The organism is Marinibacterium sp. SX1 (genome assembly GCF_050389775.1).
Taxonomy (GTDB): domain Bacteria; phylum Pseudomonadota; class Alphaproteobacteria; order Rhodobacterales; family Rhodobacteraceae; genus Marinibacterium.
The window spans coordinates 1,567,627-1,588,364 of record NZ_CP177144.1 but is presented as its reverse complement, the minus strand read 5'-3'; the positions used below and the strand labels follow the sequence as shown (position 1 = coordinate 1,588,364).

Here is a 20,738-nt window from a genome sequence, read left to right as displayed (position 1 = left end):
GACTGCCCGGTCTCTCTTGCTCACTCACTGGCAGTGGATCGCCATGCCAGGCAGTCCGACAGGTATGAACGCGCGTCTGCCGACAGTCTCGCAATCCCCGCATACCGCGCCAGATCGAGGACGGGATCCTCGCTCCTGCTCAGCTCAGCCGCATGGCGATCATAAAGCTCCGCGATCTCCGCTCGGGAAACATCCCGGATCGATCGATCCAGTCCCGACCGGAAACCGACCCTGTCGGCTTTCGTTCCCACCGCCCAAAGGAAATCGACACCGTTCTCGGGATGCAGCTCGACCCCACCAAGTGCCCTGGACACCCGTTCAGAGATCCGACGTCCGGTTCTTTGCCAGCCATGCATCCCGGAAACCCGCTTGCCCAGCAGGGCGATCGGCATGGGCCCTTCGCGCGTGACCACGCCCGCGATCAGGCGCTCAAGGATGGGAATATAGTCGGCATCGTAGAACCTGTCGGGATCGGGGCTGGCTTCGGTGGGCTCTGCTCCTTCCACCTGCGGCATGACTGCTGACGGTGTCGCCCGGGCAAATTGTGGCTCTTGCCGGACAGGCTCTGGCGGTGTGGTACTGTCTTCAGCGCCGCTCTTCGCAAGCGCCCCCTCGGCCTCGTTCGTCTCTGCCGCCTCGGCCATGTGCGAGGCCTCGACGTCATCGGCATCCTCCGCGGGCATCGCTTGGCGCGCCGTGTCTTCTTCGGCCCGCCTGGCGCGATCCGCCTCAAGGCGCTCGGTCAGCGCGGTGTGGATGCGTTCGACCACGGCCGCAGGATTGCGGAACCAGTCGGTCGACCAGATCCGGAAGATCGTCCAGCCAAGGTTTTCCAGCACCGCCTGCCGCACCTTGTCCCGGTCCCGCGCCGTGGCGGATCCGTGATAGGTCGCGCCATCGCATTCGATCCCGGCGAGGTAGGCACCTGCGTGATCGGGATGCACCACCCCAAGATCGATCCGGAAGCCGGACACACCGATCTGCGGACGCAGCTCCCAACCCTTCGCCTCTATGGCGACCTTGATCGCGGCCTCGAAGACGTTCTCGACCGGACCGAGCGAACCGTCGTCCTGCTCTGGAAGCGCCACCGGCCCACGCGCTGCAAAATCGAGGAACCCCTTGAGATGTTTCACACCCACCGCCTTGGTGCGCGTCAGGTCGATCTGGTCGGCGCGGATCGAGGCAAAGACATGCAGCTCTGCCCGTGCCCGCGTCACCGCCACGTTGAGACGTTTCTCGCCTCCGTCGCTGTTCAACGCACCGAAGGCCATCGACAGCTTGCCCGCATGGTCAGGGCCGAAGGTGATCGAGAACAGCATCACGTCCCGCTCGTCCCCCTGGATGTTTTCCAGGTTCTTGACGATGACCGGCTCTTCCCGCGCATCCTCGAAGAACCATTCCAGATCCGGGTTCTTCCGCCGCTCCTCGTCCAGCAGGTCGAGGATCAGACCCTGCTGCTCGGCGTTGAAGGTGATGACACCAAGTGTCAGCCGCTCATCTTCAGGCCAGGTCAGCCATTCGTTCAGGCGGCGCACCGTCATGCGCACGATGGCGCGGGCTTCGGCCTCGTTGGTCCTGCCCTGACCCCGCCCATAGACGCCATCGACCTGGTGCAGCCTCACCGCTTCCGACGCCGTTGCCGGAGACGGGAAGGTCACCAGGCGGCCGCCGTAGTAATGCCAGTTGGAGAAGGCGATAAGCGCCTCGTCCCGGCTGCGATAGTGCCAATCGAGCTGCTGCGTCGGGATGCCTGCCGCGGCGACCTCGTCCAGGATGGACGCCAGGTCGCGCTCGGCTTCCGGCAGGTCGTCTTCACCGGCGTCGCTGCGCCCGAAGAAGTTCGTCGGGGGAAGCTGCTTGGGGTCGCCGACGATGATCGCCTGCTTGCCCCGCGCGATCGCGCCGATCGCGTCCCAGGTGGTGATCTGGGACGCCTCGTCGAAGATCACCACATCGAAAGCCGCCTGCCCCGCTGGGAGGTACTGCGCCACCGACAGCGGGGACATCAGCACGCAGGGGGCCAACTTGGTGAAAGCGTCGGGCATTTCCGAGATCAGCGTGCGGATCGGCATACTGGGCCGCTGCAGCCCAAGCTGGTGCCGCAGCGTGCCAAGTTCAGACCGGCGCGCGACGGCATCCTGCGCTGGCAAGCCATGCTGGATGCGGGACAGGACCTGCCCCGCTGCCATCTCCGTTGCGCGGTCGTCCAATTCCCGGAAGCGCTTAATCGCATCCTCGTGCGACCAATGGGAGAACCCCCGCAATTCAGGCTGCGCATCCATGGCCTGCGGCAACCACCAGGTCGCATAGGCCGAGGCGAAGGCTGCATCGACATCGCCCTCGATCCGGCCTTCTTCGACGGCATGGACGAGAGCCTCAAGCCCTGCCCCGCTGGCTTGTGTGCGGACTTCGACCCAACGGGTCCAATCCTGCAGGTGCTCCTTGTTGTCCTGGATGGCCTGCAGAGATGCGAGCAGCTCCGACAGGGCCATGCCCTCGGGCGATGCCTGCGCCACCTGCGCGAAGGCCCCGGCATGCTCCTGCCAGCTATCATGCTTGCGCTGGAAGAGCGTGATCGCCGCCCGCAGGTCACCGCCGTTCCGTTGGGCAAGGTTCTGGCGGGCCAGATCCCAACGGGCCGGATCGGCGACCGCAGGCGCGATCTCGGCGAGTACCGTCGTGATTGCCTGCGCCTGGCCCATCCAGTCAGCGAGACGTGCAGGATCCGTTTCCACGCCCTTGACCACCGGACACCTGGTGAGCGGAGTTGCCTCAACCTCGACTCGGGCACGTTTGGCCTCCGCCAGCGCGGCGATATCGGAACGGGGATCGGCCTTTCCGCGCTCCGCATAGGTCTGCAAGAGCTTGCGCACCGAGGATTTGGCAAAGATCGAGAAGGGCCACATCTTGGTCTGTGCAAGCCGCCAGCTGGCATCGAGCTGATCCAGAGGAATGCTGTCCAGCTGCGCCATCGGATAGCTCGCAGAGGTCCGACCGGCGGCGGCGGTGTAGGCGGCAAGCTGGTCCGTTAGAGCCTCGGATTGCGTCTGCACCTCGACGACATCCCGCGTCAGTGACCAGCTTACATCCTCGCCAGTCTCGGGGATCGACGCGAGGCGCAGCAGCGGCGCGATCTCGGACGCCTCGCCCGCGCCCGTCCAGGTCAGCCCGGCCTGGCGCGCGAGCGCCTCGGCGGCCTCTGCCAGCTCGCGGGTGGCCGTGCTCAGCTGGGCACTCCGCTCAAGCAGCTCCGCCTGCCAGCCGAAAGACCACTCCTCCGCCCGCACCAGCGGCAACGGCTGGCGGCCCGCAACAATTTCCCAGCACCGGCCAAGGGCTTCGGCCAGTGCCTTCAGATGCGTGTAGCTCTCCGCATCATGCGCGTCCTTGTTCGCGAAGGACAGGCTGAACGGCTGTTCCTGACCGGCAGCCTTGCCGATCGCCTGGAAAACACTGAAGCCTTGCGTCCCCTTCTGGTGCAGCGCCTTGACATAGGTGTTCAGCTGTTCGCGAGTGACCGTCAGGTCATCCGTCACCTTGATCCAGTCGGCGTCCGACGCGTTGGCCGCCCGCTCCCAACTGCGACCCAGCTGAGACAGCACCGATTTCCGGTCGGCCTTGTTGGAATGCAGCTCCAGTACTGCATCGCCCAGCCCATGCGACGCAAGCCGCCGCTGCACCACGTCCAGCGCCGCCGACTTCTCGGCCACGAAGAGAACCGTTTTCTGCATGGCGAGGCATTGCGATATGATATTGGCGATGGTCTGGCTCTTGCCCGTGCCCGGCGGCCCGATCAGGACAAAGTCATGCCCCTCCTGCGCGGCCAGAACGGCGGCAAGTTGAGAGGAATCCGCGGGTAGCGGCGTGAACAGGTCGCGCGGCGCCAGCCTGCGGTCCACATCGACCGCAACCGGCAGTCCCGGCGTCCCTTCGGCCAGGAAGGGCTCGGTCGGGTTGTCCACCAGATGCTTTACCAGCGCGCTCTCGCGCAGGCTGTCGGTCCGTTCCACTAGGTCCTTCCACATCAGGAACTTGGAGAAAGAGAAGGTCGACAGCGCCAGCTCTTCGATCACCTCGAAACCGGCGACATCACGCACCTTGCGGCGCATGGTCTCGAAGATGCGCGGCAGGTCGAAACCGCTCTCGTCCCGCGGCAGCTCCCCCTCCAATTCGGGCACCTTCAGGTCGAAATCCCGCTTGAGAAACTCCAGCAGCGTGGTGTTGAAGCGCACGTCGTCCTCGTGATGCTCGATCACGAATTCCGATTGCGCAGACTTGCGCGAGATCTTTACCGGCACCAGCAGCAGCGGCGCGCGATAGCTGCGCGTATCTCCTTCGGATTTCTTCCAGCGCAGGAAGCCGGCGGCCAGGAACAGCGTGTTCGTTCCGCCTTCCTGCATGTCGCTCTTGGCACGGCGATGCAGCTCGAGCAGCCGACGATCGCTGTCCTTACGGGTCAGCGGGACCGCGATCTGGCCCTTCGCGAAGGCATCCTTCGCGACCTCTTCAAGGAGCAGGGGCTCTTCCTTCGCCAGCAGATCGCGCGTGCCGACGGGATCTTCGGTCTTGAGCGCCAGAGCGCGGAACTTCTTGCCGTCGGCCAGCTGATCCTCCAGCGCCGAGACATCAGGGCACAGGAAGGGCAGCGTCTGCTTGCTGTCCTTGAAGTTCAGCAGCCGGTTGCGCAGCGATAGGTCCAGAAGCTTGCGCTGCCAGCGAGAGATCCGGTCCGCCGGCGTCGAGGCCTCATCCTCGATCAGGTCACCCGGCAACAGGCCCAGATCCAGCGGGCGCGGCAGGGCTGCCGGACTTGCAACGACGTCTTCCGCCTCTGCCTCCGGCTCGGAGCGATGGCTGGCAAGCGGCCGAATCCGGGCCGCCCGGGCGCGCCGGATGTCGACTGCCATGACAAAGCTGTGTTCATTGCGCTCGGATGTCAGCTCGCGCGCCGTATCAACCGCCTCCTCGAACCCGACGCTGGGTTTCTTCGTCAGCAAGGTGGTCTCCATGACCACGAATTCGCGCGCATCGATGGCCTTGCGGACCGTCATCACGTCGGGCTCGCTGATGGTCCCGAAATCCCGCTCCGTCAGCCAAACACCGGTCCAGGCATGCCCCTCGGAGAAGAGCGCCACGGGGTTGAGACCAGCCGCCTCGAAGCAGCCGGCCAGCAGAAGGGCACTGTCGAGACAGGTGGCCAGACCCTCGGACTTGATGCGGCCGGGGTCGCGCACCTTCTGGCCGTTCAACTCGAAACTTGCCGGAGGCACCGCATAGGTCAGCCCCATGCCGGTCGCGGCCGACCAGATCGCCCCGGCCAGCATCCATGCACGGGACGGGTCGCGGGACTGGTAGCCATCCATGGCACCGCTCTGCCCGGCACCCTCCAGTAGCCGACTGGCCTCCTTGAGGACACCAGCGACAACCGTGTCATTGGGAGAGACAAAGGCCGCAAGCAGATGCGCCATGTCGCCGACGCCACCCCATTCGTCTCGGGCCAGCATCTCGATCGGGCGTTGCTCCTGCAACAGCTCTGTCTCGCCGTGTTTCACGACGAACTGCAGTTCTCCCCACTCTGCCTCGTTGAGACCGCCCAGGATCACCGTATCCAAGGGCGTTTCCAGGTCGCCCAGCTCTTGTCGTTGCCCCGGCGCCAGTCGGTCGACCGTCCAGCTCTTCGGGCGGATCAGACCGGGACGGCATGTCAGTTCGAGAGTTAAAGTCTCCAGCGGCTCATCTGAATGGTTCTGCAACACGACATTTTTCAGAACCGAGACACCGTTCTGGGACGATGCAAAGTTCACTTTCTGCGCGACGGACAGCTCCAGAACGAGCTGGTCACGCGACTCTTCCTCAACCGTATCAACCGACATTCTTACGCTACTTGGCCCTTGGATCTCTAAGCACTCAGGCATAGAGGTATTCAACTGTCAATTGCACGGCCGGAATCCTCGGGCCTCAGCGTCACATTCGGCACTGCCCCGCCCAGCCAAGCTTGCGAGAGGACAATCTTCAGGCACGCCCAGCCGAGCAAATTCAGACCTTTGAGGCCGTCGCCCAGGCGCAAAAATAATTCAAGAAATCAATAATTTACGTGAAAGCAAGCACTGAGACAGGAAAAGACTGACTGAAAGCGGAAAGCGCACGGGCGCATCCTGCATCAGCCCGGTGCCCCCCTGTGTTCCCGATTGGTCAAAACGCGTGCGACCCCATAGAAAGCCGTGTTGCCCGACCCTACATTGTCGAAATGCCCGCCGATGGCGGAACGGTCGCAGTAATAGGCGACCTCCACCTCAAGCTCTCTTTCTGGCAGATTGGCTCCCTCTGTGTTTCCGTAACTTGGCAGATCTGCTGCCTCGCAAATCCGTCGGCACCCCAAACGTCGCGGGCTGCCTGTGCGATACCTTCGGTCCGGCTCAGCCGAATGAGCTGGCCGACGTGACCCGCAATGTGCCCGCCGGTCGCAACGACATCCCCCCGGGAACCGCGACAACGATGCAACAAGGCCAGACGATGACGCCCCCAGCGCGCCCTGCTGCACGGCAACAGGAGCAGGTTCGCGCAAGAGACCGAACTCCGCCATCACAGCGGTCGGCATCTCTGCGCCACGCCCGGACCAACCTCATCCCCTCTGGCCATCGGGAAACCGGCAAGCATTGCGCACGCCGTTTCATGCGCGCCGCCGGCGTGACCTCCATGAACGCCCTCCCCGAGGCGCTACCGCGTCGCATTGCCCCCTGTCACACCTGAGGACGCCATCGCACTGCACCGGGATCTCCGCGGTTGGCTGATTGAGCGCCTTGCAGCTCCATTTTTCCCCGGATCGGCCCCATGGGAGCCGCAAGACAAGCCGAAAACTGAGCCTTGCCGCGCTCGAAACACTTTGCGGCACTCTGACCGCCCTGCGACCACAGCCCTTAGGTTCTGAACCCATAAACGGGATTCCCTGGAGCTGATGTACGTGTTTCACTTTCAGCGATGGAGGTGATCACGGCACGTTTCGATCTGATGGATTTCGAGTGGGGGCTGATCCAGCCGCTTCTGCCCAACAAGCCGCGCGGCGTGGCGCGGGTGGATGACCGGCGGGTGCTCAACGGCATCTTCTGGGTGCTGAGAACCGGCTCGCCCTGGCGCGATCTGCCCGAGCGCTACGGCCCCCATACAATCGTCTAAAACCGCTTCAATCGCTGGGCCAAGGCCGGGGCCTGGGTGCAGGCCTTTGAAACCATTGCAGAAAATTCCCCGGCAGCATGCAATTCATCGACAGTTCGATCATCCGTGCTCATCAGCACGCAGCCTCGGGCAAAAGGGGGGCGAGGATCACGCCATCGGTCGCTCTCGTGGCGGATTGAGCACCAAGATCAATGCCATGGTCGATCATCGCGGCCTGCCGGTGGCGATCACCTTGTCGCCGGGACAGGCCTCGGACAAGGCGGCGGTCGGTGAATTGCTGGCGACGCATCCCGCTCCCGGCGATGTCGTCGCGGATCGCGGCTACGACGCCCGCGCCATTCTCGATCTGATCGCCGTGCATGGCGGGCGCGCCCACATTCCCACGCGACGCGACCGCAAGCTGCAACGCTCGGTCGATGCCGCGCTTTATCGGCAGCGCAACCTCGTCGAACGGTTCTTCAACAAGCTCAAGCACTTCCGCAAGGTCGCCACCCAATACGAAAAGACCGCCACAAACTACCTCGCTGCCGTCCTCCTCGCCTTGGCCTGCTGCCGGTTTCGTGGACGACAACTTAAGCTTTCATAGCTCGCTCCTCGAATGTGATAGGGCTTAGATAGCCTATGGTCGAGTGGTGGCGCTTCGAGTTGTAGAAGCATTCGATGTAATCGAAGACATCTGCACGCGCCTGCTTTCTGGTTCGGTAGGTTTTGCGTTTGATCCGTTCTGTCTTCAGCGAAGAGAAGAAGCTTTCCATCGCAGCATTGTCCCAGACATTTCCGGACCGGCCGATCGAACAGGTGATGCCGTGGTCGTCCATCAGCCTTTGGAATGGTTCGCTGGTATACTGGCTGCCCTGGTCGGAATGATGCAGTAGCTCCTTTGGTCGACCTCTGCGCCAGATCGCCATAATCAAGGCGTCCGTGACCATCTGCGACGTCATCTGATCGCTCATTGGCCATCCGACGACACGCCGCGAGAAGAGATCAATGACGGCGGCGACATAGAGCCAGCCTTCCACTGTCCAGATGTAGGTGAAGTCCGCTACCCACTTCTGGTTCGGACCATCCGCATCGAACTCACGTTCAAGCACATTGGCAGCTTTGATCGATCTCGTGCCCTCGTCTTTCGGTGGTTGCCGACGCTTTGGACGAGCTCTGAAGGCCGCCTGCCGCATCAGTCGCTCAAAGCAATGCAACCCGCAGGAATAGCCCTCTTCAAGAAGATCGTGCCAGACCCGCCGTGCGCCATAGGTCCTGTCTGAACGCAGAAAGCTCGCGCGGATCGCCAGCGACAGCTCTTCATCGCGGATCGACCGGTTGCTGCGTGGTCGCGTCAGCCAGGCATGGAAGCCGCTCCGTGACACACCGAGCGCGTCACACATCCAACTGACTGGCCACACCCCTCGGTGTTTCGCCACAAACCAAAACATCACAGCCGGTCCTTGGCGAAGTAGGCTGCGGCCTTTTTTAGGATGTCCCGCTCCGCCTTCAGTTTCGAAACCTCGCGCCGCAGGCTTCTGAGCTCTTCTTGTTCCGGGGTTAGCTTGCCGTGTCCGGGGAACGCAGCCGACCCGTCTATCTCAGATGCCCGCACCCACCGGCGAAGTACAGTCGCGTGTATTCCAAGATCTCTTGAAGCCTGCGCCGTACTGACGCCACGCTTCGTTATCAGCTCCACCGCTTCCTGTTTCAACTCGCGGCTGAATGCTCTTCTCGTCATGTGAATTCTCCAGTTTCATGAACACCTTATCTCGGTGCCCACAAAACCGGCAGCAGGCCAGCACACACACGAATGGCAGGTAGGTTTGTAGTTGGCGTTGTGGTTCCTCCTATCCACCACGCCCACCACATCATCAGCAGTTTGCCGATACCCGATCGTACCACGCTCACCGCGCTTCAAGGCGATCAAGTCGGGCGAAACCAGCTGCACCACCGCATGGCAGCTTTGCCCCCCTTCGAGCCAGGGCAGAGCATCATGCAGCGCCGGACGTGAGCGGTGACTATACCCCCTTGAAGCAAACCATTCGCCCCCAAGAGCGATGACGCTTCGTGTATTCGTATCTGCTGTTGAGCCCAGTACCTTTAGAGGCCCTCGCGAGGTGTCACTCAGATCTGATTTCGCGCCGGCGGCGGACAAGAAGGGTGACCTGCCTTCGGCCGGAAATCACCTTCCGGCGCTTGAGGTGGATGAGGCTTCGCTCGACCGGATCGAGGTCAACGTCGTCTCCACAGACGCCAGCAATGGCGTCGGCGTAGGCATCTGTTGCTGTGGCGGACACCTGACAATCTCTCCGACGCGGATATAGGTTCAGGATCGTAGCGACAGCTGGCGTTTGCTTAAAGGTCTTCGTCAGAGCTTACACCGTTTCAATGCGGCCTTGTGTGCAGGGCCTCACCATCGCGAGCGCCGCAGAGCCATGCTCAGGGTCATATCGCGACGGAGCGACGCCCTCCACCGGAGCCGCGTCATCAAGCCACGAACCGCGGATCCTCTCTATACGCGAAAGGCGCCGGAGCATCTGTCCCAGCGCCTCTATCACCATCTTTCAGAGAGCAGCCCAGGGACACCAGGCGAGACGTTTCGCCCCTGACACCCCTTACGCAAACTTATGCTTGCGTTTGCGCATTCATCTGCTTTCTCTGACTACTGCCAGGCCAAAGCGATCCGCCTCTCAGTTCAGTGGCGTCAACAAGCCCAACATGCGCATCGTCTAAGCGGACCCATCCGAGATCTTATGGCCGGTCGAAGCGCCTCACTGGACCGACTGCCTGGAGGAATGACTAAAAAGCCAAGTGAGGGTGGATGCATCGCAGCCATTCGAAACAGACCTTGGCTGCCCCATATGGTCTCGTCATCCGAAACTTGGCCCGATCGATACGAGAGGGTGCGATATCAGCATATGGAGAAGGCGCCCAGCGGGCGCCCTATATCTTGATTAAAGCTTGGCTTCGCGGGATCCTTGCCCCAATTTCGAGACAACTTTGCCCCGATTTACAACAGGCTCAATGCGTCCAGGCGCCCCGGCGGTCGGTGGCAAAGTTCTCGCCGTAGCCGCGCGGCCGGATGTTGGGCTTGCGCTTGTGCGGCTCCATCACCTGGGCGTCGATCCCGTTCTCGCGGGCATATTCCACCGCCTCTTCGCGCGTCGCGAAACGCAGGCGCACCTGGCGCTGGGTGTCGTCCGACGACGTCCAGCCCATCAGCGGATCGATCTCGCGCGACGAGGCCGGTTCGTATTCCAAAAGCCAGTCCCGGGTCTTGGCCATTCCCGACGACATGGCCGTGCGGGCCGGCTGGAAGATGCGCGCGCGCATGGGCTTGCTCCTTGCTCGGGGACATTGCGGTGCTCCGATATATGGGCCAAGCCCCGCAGCCGGGCAAGGGCGCTTTTCGCCGCTGGTGAACGCCGGGATGGCGACATGTCGGGAAGGGCGGAAAGAATGGGCGCCGGCGAGCCGTTTACCGGGAGGAGGGAGGAGAGGAGACACGACCCCGCCGGCGCCCATGACTTTGCACGTGCAGCAAAAATACCCCGATTCCGCTGCATCCGCAAAGCCTCCATTCACCGATGAACGGTCCCGCCGAGCTAACCCATTGACGGCTCAACACATCCCCGCGCATCACATTTTTATTACAGACGCTGCACAGCAGCATTTCCTCCCCGACACCCCGCCCTGTCAGCAGGTTTCAGGGTCTTGAACCGGAACAAAAACAGACCATTCTATCTGCGAAAGGATTCTCTGCCATGCCCGACACCGATATGCCGATCCTGCATGCCCCCGCACCCGCCGTGCGCGACCGGGCCAAGCTCGAAGGCGGGATCCGCTTCCGCATGCAGACCGATTTCTCTCCGGCCGGCGACCAGCCCACGGCCATCGCCGAGTTGTCCTCGGGCGTGCTGGCCGGCGAACGCGACCAGGTCCTTCTGGGCGCGACCGGCACGGGCAAGACCTTCACCATGGCCAAGGTCATCGAGGAAACCCAGCGCCCGGCCATCATCCTGGCCCCCAACAAGACGCTGGCCGCCCAATTGTACGGTGAATTCAAGGGCTTCTTTCCCGACAACTCGGTCGAGTACTTTGTCAGCTACTACGATTACTACCAGCCCGAGGCCTATGTCGCCCGGTCGGACACGTATATCGAGAAGGAATCCCAGATCAACGAACAGATCGACCGGATGCGCCATTCGGCCACCCGGGCGCTGCTCGAACGCGATGACGTGATCATCGTGGCCTCGGTGTCGTGCATCTATGGCATCGGCTCGGTCGAGACCTACAGCGCCATGACCCAGGATCTCAAGGCCGGCGGGCTGTATGACCAGCGCGAGATCATGCGCGACCTGGTGGCCCAGCAATATCGCCGCAACGATGCCGGGTTTTCCCGCGGCTCCTTCCGCGTGCGCGGCGATTCCCTGGAAATCTGGCCCGCCCACCTCGAAGACCGCGCCTGGAAGCTGTCGTTCTTCGGCGAGGAACTGGAAGCGATCACCGAGCTTGACCCGCTGACCGGCCAGAAGACCGGCACCTTCGACCAGATCCGCGTCTATGCCAATTCCCACTATGTCACGCCCAAGCCGACGATGAACCAGGCCGTGGTGAACATCAAAAAGGAACTGCGCCAGCGGCTTGACCAGCTGGTCGGCGAAGGCAAGCTGCTGGAAGCGCAACGCCTTGAACAGCGCACCAATTTCGACATCGAGATGCTTGAGGCCACGGGCGTCTGCAACGGGATCGAGAACTATTCCCGCTACCTGACGGGACGCGCCCCGGGCGAGCCGCCCCCCACCCTTTTCGAGTTCATCCCCGACAACGCCATTGTCTTTGCCGATGAATCCCACGTCTCGGTGCCCCAGATCGGCGGCATGTACCGGGGCGACTACCGGCGCAAGTTCACCCTGGCCGAACACGGCTTCCGCCTGCCGTCGTGCATGGACAACCGCCCCCTCAAGTTCGAGGAATGGGACGCCATGCGCCCGCAATCGGTCTTTGTCTCGGCCACCCCGGCAGCCTGGGAGCTGGAACAATCGGGCGGCGTCTTTACCGAACAGGTCATCCGCCCCACCGGCCTTCTCGATCCCCAGGTCGAGATCCGCCCCGTCGAGATGCAGGTCGACGATCTGCTCGACGAGGTCCGCCGGGTCAGCGCCGCCGGCTTCCGCACCCTGGCCACCGTGCTGACCAAGCGCATGGCCGAGGACCTGACCGAATACATGCATGAACAGGGCATCAAGGTGCGCTACATGCATTCCGACATCGACACGCTGGAACGCATCGAGATCCTGCGCGACCTGCGCCTGGGCGCTTTTGACGTGCTGGTCGGCATCAACCTGCTGCGCGAGGGGCTCGACATTCCCGAATGCGGTCTGGTGGCCATTCTCGATGCCGACAAGGAAGGCTTCCTGCGGTCCGAGACCTCGCTGATCCAGACCATCGGCCGCGCCGCGCGGAATGCCGAGGGCCGGGTGATCATGTATGCCGACCGGGTGACCGGCTCGATGGAGCGCGCCCTGGGCGAGACCGAGCGCCGGCGGGCCAAGCAGATCGCCTATAACGAGGAACACGGCATCACGCCGGAGACGGTGAAGAAGAACGTCGAGGACGTGCTGGCCGGGCTCTACGACGGCGACACCGACATGTCGCGGGTCACGGCGACGATCGATCCCAAGCTGCAGGGCGGCAACATGCAGGCGGTGCTGGACGGGTTGCGCGACGACATGCGCAAGGCGGCCGAGAACCTGGAATTCGAGGAAGCCGCGCGCCTGCGCGACGAGATCAAGCGGCTGGAAGCGGTGGACCTGGCCGTCCACGACGACCCCCTCGCCCGCCAATCGGCCGTCGAAGCGGCGGCCGAGGCGGCGGTGAAGAGCAAGGGGCGGTCAACGGCGGGCCGGCCGGGACAACGGGGCGGGAATGTGAAGCGGCGGAAGCGGTAGCAATCCACCTCAGCTTCCGGATTGCTTGCGACAAGCGGGGGAAGAAATGCTTGTGGCGACGGCGAAATTGCCGGGGCTCAAGCATCCATAGACGCAGGCACCCGATCTGTCCTTTCACCGATGGGCCGGCTTGCCCACCATCGCAACCAAACAACTGGCACCCATCCCGGCGCAGCTCCTGACCAAAGCGCCCCCACACGGCAAAAAACGCCCCGGCAGCATCGGCACCCCGCCTCCGATTTCCCGGCAAAAGCACGCCGATACTTGCAAGATCGCGCCGATCCCCCCATCGTGGCCAAGGTGAAAATTGGGCCCTGACGGCCCGCGCTCTGGGAGTATTCGTGTTGCCATTCAAGAAATTTGCCACCCGCCGCATTGCCTCGCTGGCCGCCGTGCCCGCCCTGTTGCTGGCCGGCGCCTGCGCCAATACCGGGGCCAGCTACCAGCCGGTCATCGACGGCCCCGTCGGCCCCAACTACAGCGCTGATCTCTATTCCTGCCAGCAGATCGCCGCCTCGCAGGGCGCCCTGGGCTCGGATGCCGCGCAGAACACCGCCGTGGCCGCCGGTGCCGCCGCCGCCGGCACGGCCCTGGTCAACAACCGCGGGTCCAACGTGCGTGACGCCGCCGCCGTGGGCGCCATCGCCGGCCTGGCCGGCAGTGCCCTGCAACAGCAGCAGGCCAAGGAAAACATCATCAAGAACTGCATGCGCGGCCGCGGCTACAAGGTCGTCGGCTAACCGCCCTGCGGCTCACCCGCCCGAACCAGCGCCCAATCGCGCGCCGGTTCGGGCGCTCCGCGACAGGAACCGCCCGGGCGGCCCCCGCCCGCGCTTTTGCCCCGCTCCTTTCCATGCTACGGTCACCGCATTGTAAGGAGTGATTTCATGAGACGTTTTGCAGCGATTCTGCTTGGCTGTTCGGTGGCCCTTTCGGCCACCATGGCCACCGGCTACGGCGGTGACAGGCCCGATGCCCGCGGGCTCAGCGCCCGCACCACAAATGCACTGATCCACCAGCTCAGGGGCGATTTCCAGCGCTGCTTCCGGCTGGAAAAGAACTATCGCTACGATTGCTACGACGACGCCTATTTCCGCGGCGCGCGCAAGCTGCGGCAGAACCCCGATTACGCCCCCGTCGAAGAGGCGCTGGACGAGGTCGGGCGCAAGATCCGGGCCATCGTCGAGGAAAACGCCGATCCCTCCATGCCGCCGCTGCGCAAGGGGTTCAACACCTATCGGCCGATCAAGACCGAGGCCCTGCCCGCGTCCAAGGCCCGCGTCGTCGAGGCGATCGAGGAAGCCCAGACCGTGCTGCTGCGCGCGCCCGATGACAATGGCGAGCATTTCCAGCGCATTGCCGCGGCGCTGGAATCCAACAAGGTTCTGCTGCGCTCGGCCCTGCTGCTGATCGGCACGATCCTGCGCCTGGTCTGACACCCTTCGGGCGACACCGCCTTGCCACGGCCCGGCCGAAACCCGCGCCCGGCCGTCCGACCCGCTTGGACGGCCCGGCCGCGGCGTGCTAGCCTGCGGGCCCGACAGGAGGTCCCAGATGATCCGCTTTCCCGCCCTTTTCGCCCTGTGCCTGGCTGCCGCCGGTCTCGTCGCCGGGCTGCCCCCGGCTGCCTCCGCCGCCGGCGACCGTTCGGGCGATCACCGTGACCGCACCGCCGGCAGCGGCCTGTCGGCCAGCCTGACCGCCGAGGTCGCCGACCAGCTGCAGCGCGACCTGGATTTCTGCGCCGGGGTCGATGCGGAATTCGGTTTCGATTGCACCAAGTATGCGCTGCGCCGGGCGGGCAATGCGCTCGATGGCAACACGGCCTATCGCACCGCGCGCATGGCCCTGGCCAAGGGCGACACGCGCCTGCGCCTGGCGGTGAAGGACAATGTCGACGACAGCCGCCTGCCCCGGCTGCACGGGTTCCAGATCTACCGCCCGGTCCAGCCCCAGGCCGTGGCCCCGTTGCAGGATCTGACCGCCGCCACGCTGGACGACATCCGCACGGCCATCGCCACGGCGCCGGAACAGGTGGGCGACCATTTCGCGCCCCTGGCCGCGGCCCTGGCAACCGGCGGCTAAGCCACCGGCGAGCCGCTCAGCCCACGAACCCCGATTTCAGGATCACGGGCACGACGATCTCTTCCTCGTCGGTCAGGTGGCGGTCCAGCAGCCGTTCAAAGCGCATCAGCGCCTCGTCCAGAGCGCCCACCGGCCCGCCCTCGCGCAGCACGGCATTCATCTGCCCGGCCAGGTCGTGCAGCATCGGGTCGATGGCCTCGTGGTCGGTTTCCAGCAGGTCGAAGGCCCGGTCGATCTCGGGCACCAGCCCGACAAGCTGCGGGAAATAATGGTGATCCTCGATCTGGTGGTGGTGGTGCAACTCGTTGACCAGCAGGCCGCCATACCGCACCAGACGCGCGCCATGGCGCTGCGGATCCAGCTGCCCTGCCTCAAGCGCAAGGGCATCGTCGTGCAGGGCGGCCAGGATGCGCCGGAACATCAGGTGGCGATCCATCCAGAACCGCACCAGCTCGCCGAAATTGGCATGAGCCTCCCAATCGGCCCGGGGGAAGGCCTCGGCCAGCACGCGCAGCGCTTCGGGCAGGCCGTGGCGCCGGTCGAGGGCCAGCAGCGGATCAGAAGGGTCATCGGGCGGCGGGCTGGCGGGTCCGGTCATGGGCGGGCTGTCCCTTGGCGTGCGGGTTGGCCCATCCTGTCAAAGCCCGCCCGGCGGCTCAAGCCCGCCGGGCAGCCGCCCAAGCGGCGTCAGAAATCAAAGAGATCGCCCAGGAAGGAGGATTTGCGCCGGCGCCGCCCACCGTGTTGGCCAAACCGGTCGTCATCCTCGTCGCGATAGCGGTCATCACCGTCGCGGTAACGGCCGTCATGGCCGCGAAAGCGATAGTCGTCGTCGTCATCGTCGAAATCGTCATGCCGCCGGGCCGGGCTACGGGCGTCCTGGGCCATGGCCCCTGCCCCGCTGCGGTCGACGATCTTGTCCAGCTCGCCACGGTCCAGCCAGACGCCCCGGCATTGCGGGCAATAGTCGATCTCGACCCCGTTCCGGTCGGTCATGACAAGCTGGGTTCCGTCAATCGGGCATTTCATCGGGCTCTCCATCCGTGGTGCCCGGCCGATATGGGGGGTGGTGCGCGCCGGCCCAAACCGCGCCGGCGGCAGGCCGCCGATGGCCGGACCCGGCCGGGCTTACAGACGGCCCAGCATCTCCTCGATCTCCTGGCGCAGGGCGGCCATCTCGGCATGGGCCGGGCCCTTGGGCGCCTCGAGCGCGGCCTTTCCGTGGCCCATCGTGTCGGCATAGACGACCCGGTTGGCCATCGCCGTCTCGGCCACCTGGGCATCCATCTCGTCGATCTTGGCGGCGATCTCGGCGGCCAGCCGGGTGCCGGGCCGCGCCCGTGTCAGCACCATCATCGCCGGCTTCTTCTCGCGTTCGGCCATGTAGAGCACGACCTCGACCGCCCAGAGGTCCACGTGGCTGGTGGCCACCGGGATCAGCACCAGGTCGGCCGCGCGCAGGGCCGGGCGCAGGTCGCTGTCGGCCTTGGGCGGGGTGTCGATGATGACGACGTCATGGCGGTCGGCCAGCTTGCGCACCTCGTAGGACGCGCCCCAGGCCGAGGCCGTCGAGAATTCGATGTCGGGCTCGCCCAGGTCTTCGAGCCGGGTCATGAACCAGCGCCCGGCCGATCCCTGCGGATCGATATCGACCAGCGCCACCGACTTGCCCGCCGCGCGAAAGGCCACGGCCAGGTTGATGGCCAGCGTGGTCTTGCCCGCTCCGCCCTTCTGCTGTGCAATGGTGATGACGTGGCCCATCCGTCCCTCCGAACCGCTGCCGATCAGATTACCCACGCCCCATCGCGGCGCAACGGCTAATCCGCCGCCCAAGGGCCGGGGCGACGCCGGCTGCCCGGGAATTCACCGGCCACGGCGCGACTTAACCGGACAGGCCCGCGCTTGCGCCGGGCCACGGCCCGCCCTACCCTCTGGCCCATGGACAGCGACAGCACCCCCGACAGCGGCCCGATCCGGCCGACCGACGACGAGGCCCGGACCATGGCCCGCGACCTGATGGCCCGGTCGCGCTTTGCCGCGCTTGGCGTGGTCCAGGACGGATTGCCCGTGGTCAGCCGCGTGGCCTTTGGCCTGGCCCCCGATGGCGCGCCGGCCAGCCTGATCTCGATGCTGTCGCAACATGCCACCGCCCTGCGGGCCGCGCCCGATGCCTCGCTGATGATCGGCGAGCCGGGCCCGCGCGGCGATCCCCTGACCCATCCCCGCCTGACGCTTCAGGCCCGGGCCAGCTTTGTCGACCATGACGACCCCGCATATGAAGAGATGGCCGCGCATTGGCTGCGCGACCATCCCAAGGCCAAGCTTTATATCGGGTTCGGCGATTTCCATTTCGCCTTGTTCTCTGTCACCGGCGCCTTTCTCAATGGCGGCTTCGGCAAGGCCTTCTTCCTGACACCTGTCGATCTGGGCCTGTCAGAACCCAGTTGACCCGTCCTAGTCGTCGAGCCGGATGTGCACGTCGACTTCACCCTCGGCATCCTCGGACCAGACCAGCTGAACCTGGTCCTTGTTCGTCCCGATCTTGGCCTTGATGTAGGGCATCGTGAACAGCGTCTGCCCGCCGGCCGTCTTGATCGCCCCCACGGCCGTCACCGAAGTCACCCCGCGGGCCCAGCCCTGGAACGGCAGCAGGTCATCGGTGTCGATCGTCCAGATCTTGGCCGGCGTGGCCTGCACGTGGTTGATCCGCAGCGGGTTGGCCACCTGTTGATCCACGGCATTGAACGAATTGCCCCGGAAATCGATGTCCTTGAACCGGTCGTAGTTCAGATCGGCAAAGCTCGTGTCCACCCGTTCCACCCGGTCGATATTGTCGTCCAGCGACCGGAACTTGTTGCCCGTGACGTTCAGCCCGGTGATGAAATGGCCCGAGCCGTGGGGCTTGACCACGATATAGCTGAACCAGGGCGCCACGTCGCCGGTCAGGAACACGTTCTCGGTGATCGACAGCGCGCTGAAGGAATAGCCCGCCGAAAAGGCCGGCGTTGCATCCTGTTCGTTCGACCATTCGATGAAGCAATTGTCGATGTAATTGCCGCTGACCACCGACGACACATGCGGCTGGAACAGCACCAGCCCGGCCGAGCGCACCCCCCCGGCGATGCTGTCGCCCTGGAAGAAATGGTTGCCCAGCACCACCGAATTGGCCCCGCCCAGCAGGGCGAAATGGCGGAACTTGGTCGCCCGGCAATCGCGCAGCTTGATGTCGTTGGCGTTGGTGTTCAGCGCGATCGACGTCCGGTCGGGCACGTCCAGGCTGTCTTCGTTCGACAAGAACTGGCACCGGTCGATCAGCATGCCCTGGCAACCGGTCCCGTGCGAGGTGATGCCCCGGTCCTTGGCCCCCGAGATGAAGCTGTCGCGCACCGCAAAGATCAGCCCCGTCGGCGCCAGCAGGATGCCCGAACAGCGGCCCGACAGCTGCAGTTCGATCTCAGACAGGGTCATCTTGGACAGTTTCGAGAAGCCCGAGAAATCCAGCAGGTACTTGAACCGCGTGAAGGTATAGGTCTGGGTGCCCACGGCATCGTAGAGCGGCGCGCTCAGCGTCACCGTCTCGGCCGCCACGTTCTTTGCCGTCACATAGACCTCGCGGCCCACGCCATTGCCCTGCACCAGCGCGCCGACCGGCACGTTGGCCACGTTCAGCACATTGGTCAGCACCTTGGCACTGCCGGTCGCATAGGTGCCCTTCGAGGTCACCACCTCGTCATCCCAGGCGGCGTTGTTCTCGGCCACGAACTGGCCGTTGCGGATGACCCGCCGGGTGGCATAGCTGGTCTTGTTGGGCACCACGGCCTGCATGTCGATCGGCCCCGATACCGAGATCTTGCGCCCGCCCATGTCCAGCGATTCGTGATCGGCATTGTTCAGCAGCGCCTGGAACGCCTTCTTGAAGGCCAGCTCCTCGTCGCCGAAGGCATCGATATAGGTCGGCAGGTCGTAGCTCTTGGTCAGCAGCAGCATGTGCTCGGTCGCCATGCTCAGCGTGCCCTCGAACTCCACCGGGTTGTTCAGCGTCACCGTGTCGCCCAGCAGATAGGTGCCCTCGGGCACCAGGATCTTGCGCCCGGCCGCCGCCGCATCGGCCGCCTCGAAGGCCGGGGCGTCATCGGTCGTGCCATCGCCCATCGCCCCGTAGTCGCGCACGTCCACCACGTTGATCAGGTCGCGCAGGAAAACGGCCGTGACATCCTCGATCTCGATGTCGTCGACCCGCAGCACCCCGCCGTTGGGCCCGGTCAGGTCGATGCCGAAATGGCCGTACAGCGCCTGCGGCCCCCAGGCCATGTCGACCCCGCCGCGCTGGCCCACGCCGACGATGGCCGTCACCTCGACGACCTGGCCGTAATCGGTCAGCGTCGTGACCGGGCCGGTCTCGTCCACGCCGGTCACATGGCTGCCCCCGGCCGCCCCGGCCCAGCCGGCGATGCGCACGTCGGGCAGGTTGCCGCTGATCGCCTTCACCCGGGCGCGGATCTGCAGGTAGCAGCCCGGGTAGATCGGCGTCTCGCCCATGTACCTGATCTTTTGCGTGCTGTCGGATTTCTGGATCTCAAGGCAACCGCCGAAATCCTGATCCGCCGGCACGAAAGCGGCATTGGCCGCCCCGTCATAGGTATCCGACCCCGGCGTGCCGTCTCCGCTCGACCAGACATCCAGCCCGTCCTCGAACGCGGGCGGCATAAAGAGCACGCCGTCGGTGATTGCCTTGTTCATCCCATTCCCCTTCGCTGGCGGGCCGCTTTCCGGCCCCGGACGCGGGATGGGAAGTATCAACCAGCGGTAAACGCCCCCTTGGCCCACCGTGACGGTGGGCGGGCAACGCCGGGGCGGTTCAGGCCGCCAGCCCGCCGCTTTCCAAAAGGCGTACCCCGTTGATTTTCCAGGCGCCCTCCTGGTCGATCATCTCGTATTCCAACAGGTGCGTGGCGCCGCGCTGATCGGTGATCTCGACCCGTTGCATCAGCCGCCCGCCCTCGTCGCGCAGGTCGAGATAGCGCACCGATCCCGGCCGCCAGACCATGGGATAGCCGTTGCGGACCATCTCGCCAAAGGTATCGGGCGTGCGGAACAGGCCCTGGATCATCGGGCTGGCAAAGTCGAAGGCCTCGTCGACGCGCTCGCCCCGAAAGGCATCGAGCTGGGCGCCGATCACCGCCTCGATGGCCTTGCCCTGCGGCTCGGCCCGCGCCGGAGCGCCCGGCAGGGCCATCATCAGCGCCAGCACCAGCAGCAGTGCCCGGACCCAGGCCGTGCCCAGCCCCCATGACGCGTCCGGCGACGCGGCCTTGTCCGACCGGACGGTGCGCGATGGATGCTTGCCTGACCACCTCCTTGGCGACGGGGCCATGGAGGAATGCGTCCTGGATGATTGTACCCTGGTCGAGAAGGCCCCTGATATCAGGGCCGTTGGCGTCTGGCCCTGCAATATCGGGGTTGAACGCGGTGTGGCTGACGGGCTGGCTGACATGGTGTTCTCCTCCTCCCCTGCCTGCCGGGACATAGCCCGCCCTGCCCCAGCGT

Annotated in this window: 13 protein-coding genes and 1 pseudogene; 6 read left to right on the top strand and 8 right to left on the bottom strand. The window is 64.7% G+C overall.

What is annotated here, in order from left to right; genetic code table 11:
- Positions 1–20 precede the first annotated feature (20 nt).
- Positions 21–5,873: a DUF3320 domain-containing protein gene (locus tag ACK3BB_RS07060; protein ID WP_428928013.1), complete on the bottom strand. Its 5,853-nt coding sequence runs from the start codon at positions 5,871–5,873 to the stop codon at positions 21–23.
- Between the two features lie 1,111 nt (positions 5,874–6,984).
- Here ACK3BB_RS07060 and ACK3BB_RS07055 point away from each other — a divergent pair.
- Positions 6,985–7,759, top strand: a pseudogene (locus ACK3BB_RS07055) (IS5 family transposase).
- Here the strand turns inward: ACK3BB_RS07055 and ACK3BB_RS07050 are convergent.
- Positions 7,746–8,893 (bottom strand): IS3 family transposase gene (locus tag ACK3BB_RS07050; RefSeq protein ID WP_428928012.1). Its coding sequence is split into 2 segments (ribosomal slippage): positions 7,746–8,644 and positions 8,644–8,893, totalling 1,149 coding nucleotides; the frame shifts between segments, so codons are not numbered across the junction. The pseudogene ACK3BB_RS07055 and the gene ACK3BB_RS07050 sit on opposite strands and share 14 nt — an antisense overlap.
- A 1,283-nt stretch (positions 8,894–10,176) precedes the next feature.
- On the bottom strand, positions 10,177–10,488 hold the full coding sequence (locus tag ACK3BB_RS07045; RefSeq protein ID WP_428928011.1) for an ETC complex I subunit: 312 nt from the start codon (positions 10,486–10,488) through the stop codon (positions 10,177–10,179).
- 431 nt (positions 10,489–10,919) lie between these two features.
- Between ACK3BB_RS07045 and uvrB the strand changes: the two genes are divergently transcribed.
- The 4 genes from uvrB (at position 10,920) to ACK3BB_RS07025 (ending at position 15,191) form a co-directional block, all read left to right on the top strand.
- Complete coding sequence (uvrB, locus tag ACK3BB_RS07040) at positions 10,920–13,106, top strand: excinuclease ABC subunit UvrB (RefSeq protein ID WP_428928010.1); 2,187 nt, start codon at positions 10,920–10,922, stop codon at positions 13,104–13,106.
- Positions 13,107–13,450: 344 nt separating this feature from the next.
- Positions 13,451–13,846 carry a glycine zipper family protein gene (locus ACK3BB_RS07035; RefSeq protein ID WP_428928009.1) on the top strand — a complete coding sequence of 132 codons (396 nt, stop codon included), beginning with the start codon at positions 13,451–13,453 and terminating at the stop codon, positions 13,844–13,846.
- Positions 13,847–13,993: 147 nt separating this feature from the next.
- Positions 13,994–14,542: a hypothetical protein gene (locus ACK3BB_RS07030; protein WP_428928008.1), complete on the top strand. Its 549-nt coding sequence runs from the start codon at positions 13,994–13,996 to the stop codon at positions 14,540–14,542.
- Between the two features lie 118 nt (positions 14,543–14,660).
- On the top strand, positions 14,661–15,191 hold the full coding sequence (locus tag ACK3BB_RS07025) for a hypothetical protein (protein WP_428928007.1): 531 nt from the start codon (positions 14,661–14,663) through the stop codon (positions 15,189–15,191).
- 16 nt (positions 15,192–15,207) lie between these two features.
- Here the strand turns inward: ACK3BB_RS07025 and ACK3BB_RS07020 are convergent, their stop codons facing one another.
- The 3 genes from ACK3BB_RS07020 to parA form a co-directional block, all read right to left on the bottom strand.
- A complete protein-coding gene (locus tag ACK3BB_RS07020) occupies positions 15,208–15,789 on the bottom strand; it encodes a hemerythrin domain-containing protein (RefSeq protein ID WP_428928006.1) in 582 nt (193 codons plus the stop codon).
- A gap of 89 nt (positions 15,790–15,878) precedes the next feature.
- Positions 15,879–16,220, bottom strand: coding sequence for a zf-TFIIB domain-containing protein (locus ACK3BB_RS07015; RefSeq protein WP_428928005.1), 342 nt, complete (start codon positions 16,218–16,220; stop codon positions 15,879–15,881).
- Positions 16,221–16,319: 99 nt separating this feature from the next.
- Positions 16,320–16,952, bottom strand: coding sequence for a ParA family partition ATPase (gene parA / locus ACK3BB_RS07010; RefSeq protein ID WP_428928004.1), 633 nt, complete (start codon positions 16,950–16,952; stop codon positions 16,320–16,322).
- A 177-nt stretch (positions 16,953–17,129) separates the two neighbouring features.
- Between parA and ACK3BB_RS07005 the strand changes: the two genes are divergently transcribed.
- Positions 17,130–17,639 carry a HugZ family protein gene (locus tag ACK3BB_RS07005; RefSeq protein ID WP_428928003.1) on the top strand — a complete coding sequence of 170 codons (510 nt, stop codon included), beginning with the start codon at positions 17,130–17,132 and terminating at the stop codon, positions 17,637–17,639.
- Between the two features lie 6 nt (positions 17,640–17,645).
- Here ACK3BB_RS07005 and ACK3BB_RS07000 read toward each other — a convergent pair whose 3' ends face one another.
- Positions 17,646–19,931 carry a glycosyl hydrolase family 28-related protein gene (locus ACK3BB_RS07000; RefSeq protein ID WP_428928002.1) on the bottom strand — a complete coding sequence of 762 codons (2,286 nt, stop codon included), beginning with the start codon at positions 19,929–19,931 and terminating at the stop codon, positions 17,646–17,648.
- Positions 19,932–20,049: 118 nt separating this feature from the next.
- Entirely contained in the window at positions 20,050–20,565 is a 516-nt protein-coding gene (locus ACK3BB_RS06995; RefSeq protein WP_428928001.1) for a DUF4864 domain-containing protein, read from the bottom strand.
- Positions 20,566–20,738: the final 173 nt, after the last annotated feature.